Source organism: Actinomadura sp. 7K507 (genome assembly GCF_004348425.1).
Lineage (GTDB): Bacteria > Actinomycetota > Actinomycetes > Streptosporangiales > Streptosporangiaceae > Spirillospora.
In genome coordinates this window covers 1-2,369 of the sequence record NZ_SMKK01000477.1, presented here as the reverse complement: position 1 = coordinate 2,369, position 2,369 = coordinate 1, and the positions used below count along the sequence as shown (strand labels likewise).

Sequence of the window (2,369 nt, the reverse complement as noted above, 5' to 3'; positions counted from 1 at the left end):
GCCTCCTCCGTCCCCGCCACCGGAGCATCCCGCGGCGAGCGACAACGCGCACAGCAGGACGGCCAGGCGGGACACCGGACTCCTCATGCTCAAGCCCGCCACATCATCAGGGCGAAGAGGGCGAGGCCCACCCCGATCACCAGCATCACCAGGGTCACCGCCACCACGTAGGTCATGCCGAACTTCAGGTAGGCGTGTTCGGGCCGGTCCGGGTCGTAGAGGACCTCGACGGCCTCGCCGACCTTCCGGTCATGCTCCGACTTCTGATCGAGCGTGTACTCCCGCCCGTCCTTCGCCCGGTAGCGGATCTGGAGCCGGGCGGTCGACACACCGTCCCCGGAATGCTCCAGGCTGCGGCCCGCGACCTCGCCGTACGTGCGCTCGGAACGGCCCAGGAACCCGAACCTCCTGACCAGGAAGGCCGGTGCGGAGCACAGGAGCACCAGGGCCACCAGCGTGGTGAGGCTCGCGACGACGACCTGCACCGTGGTCACCGTCCCCGCGCGGCGCCGAGCCGCGGCGAGATCAGCGCGCCGGCGACGCCGCCGACGAGCGTCGCGCCCAGGTAGAGCGACCCGGCGGCGGGTTCGCCGCCCGCCCACGTGGGGACGGCGAGGAGCGCGACCACGCCCACCGGCCCGGCGAGGGCCAGCGGCGGCCGGGCCCAGCCCGGGGCGCGGAGCCGGCGGACGGCCAGTCCCCCGGCGACCGCCGCGCCGAGCAGCAGGACGAGGCCGCCGGCGACGGTCGCCGTCCAGAAGAAGCCCGAGCCGAGGACGATGTTCGCAGGCAGCAGACCGGCCACCACGACGCCCAGCATGAGCAGGACGAGCGTGCCGGCCATGACCAGCGCGCCCTCGGCCACCGCCCGCAGCTCCGGTATCACCCCGGCCCACCGGGTCAACGATGGCATTCGGTCCATGGCACCCATCCTTGTCCATCTCGCCAGATCTTGGCACCGGTCAGTACGGAATGGCCGTTCTCGCCTTCGATGCGCAGCGCCCCGTCGCCCCGTTTGCCGCGTCCTTCGATGCCGCCGCTGAGGCCGCCGGCGGACTCGTCGTAGGTCAACTCTGTCACCGTGCCGCGTCGCCTGAAGAGCTCGTCGAGTCTTCGTCCCTGCGGCGTCAGCTGGTTCACGGCCGACCCCACCCCTGCCTTCCAGCTGAGCGCGCCCAGCGCCATCAAGCGCGTCGCCTCGGCCCGGTTGTGCGGATCTCGAAGGTCGAGTGCGTAGTTGGTGACCGTGCGGCCGCCGCTGAAGCCCGGCAGGGGCACCTGACCCGTGATCGGGACGTTGTCGACGGGCGAGACGTTGCCTCGCAGTCGCGCCGTCCACGAGAACGACGTGGAGCGGGTGAACTTCACCGGGTTTCCATGCTTGTCGAGCGTGTACTGCAGTTCGTTCTGGCCGATGAACTCCACGGTCATCCCCGCCTTGACGCCCCTCTTCACGGCGGTGGAGACGTAATTGCGCAGCTTGGGCGGCACCTTGAACTCGGGTCCGAACTTGCTCTGGCCCTGCTTCTCCAGGTAGGTCAGCATCGCGTCGGCGCCGCGCTGCACGACCTGCTTGGGCAGCTTGCTGAGATCCACCATCAACGTCGGGTCGGTGAGCGCCTTGTCGCGAAGGTTGAGAATCCAGTTGCCGTCCTTGTCCCGTGCGACCCCGGCCATCGACCAGAACCTGGTCGGCGCGGAGGCTTCGGCGACCTCGCCCGGAAGCGAGATGTTCGGGGTCGCCCCGCCGGCGGGCCCGACCTCCACCGACGTCTTGTCCGGCGTCTTCAACTCGGTGTCGCCGAGCCATTTCCGCAGCTGGTCCCCGAGGAACGGCACTTTGAGCAGCGGCGCGACGGCAGGGTTGTACTCCAGCGATTTCTTGGCGAGCGCGGCGGCGTACTCCCGCGGGAAGTCCTTGGCGTCCTTCTCGTTGTCGAACGAGAAACTCTGCGTTCCGGTGCCGTTGCCGCCGAGCCATGCGCCTTTCAGGAAGGGCAGTTTGGGCGCGGCGACGCCGAGTTCCCCGAAGCCGCCGACATCGACGACCCAGCGCGCCTTGCCGTCCTTTCCGATGACCTTGGTGATCGAGTAGAAGACCCGGACGCTGCCGCGGACGTTGACGTACCGGACGGGCACGATCACCGTCAGGTCGCGGTACCCGATGTCACGGTCGCCCGAGCAGGTCGGATCGGGTTTCGTGACGGGCTGGACCGGCGGCGTCGGCGAGGGAGAAGGACCGTCCGACGGCGCAGGACTCCCCGAAACCGACGGCGACGGCCCCGTCGGCACCCCCGAAGGATCCCCGGTCGGGCCACCCGAAGGGTCACCCGTCGGGCCGTTCGAGGGGGCGCCGGTCGGGGTGGACG

The 2,369-nt window shown here is 70.0% G+C and carries 3 protein-coding genes and 1 pseudogene; 1 reads left to right on the top strand and 3 read right to left on the bottom strand.

Annotated features, from left to right (window positions below; all coding sequences use genetic code 11):
* Positions 1-89: 89 nt before the first annotated feature.
* Genes E1285_RS44580 through E1285_RS44570 form a run of 3 tightly spaced genes read right to left on the bottom strand, consistent with a single transcriptional unit; the run spans position 90 to position 2,145 of the window.
* Complete coding sequence (locus E1285_RS44580) at positions 90-494, bottom strand: DUF3592 domain-containing protein (protein WP_165967046.1); 405 nt, start codon at positions 492-494, stop codon at positions 90-92.
* Positions 491-922 carry a hypothetical protein gene (locus E1285_RS44575; protein ID WP_165967045.1) on the bottom strand — a complete coding sequence of 144 codons (432 nt, stop codon included), beginning with the start codon at positions 920-922 and terminating at the stop codon, positions 491-493. The genes E1285_RS44580 and E1285_RS44575 overlap by 4 nt, the downstream gene beginning before the upstream one ends.
* Positions 901-2,145 carry a hypothetical protein gene (locus E1285_RS44570; protein WP_132160949.1) on the bottom strand — a complete coding sequence of 415 codons (1,245 nt, stop codon included), beginning with the start codon at positions 2,143-2,145 and terminating at the stop codon, positions 901-903. The genes E1285_RS44575 and E1285_RS44570 overlap by 22 nt, the downstream gene beginning before the upstream one ends.
* Before the next feature lie 19 nt (positions 2,146-2,164).
* On the opposite strand from E1285_RS44570, the pseudogene E1285_RS47030 reads away from it, so the two are divergent.
* Positions 2,165-2,369 (top strand): annotated as a pseudogene (locus E1285_RS47030) (hypothetical protein); the annotation flags it as partial.

Excerpts from the sequence above, each read along its gene's own strand:
- E1285_RS44575 (WP_165967045.1), bottom strand. The coding sequence starts at position 922 with ATGGACCGAATGCCATCGTTGACCCGGTGGGCCGGGGTGATACCGGAG.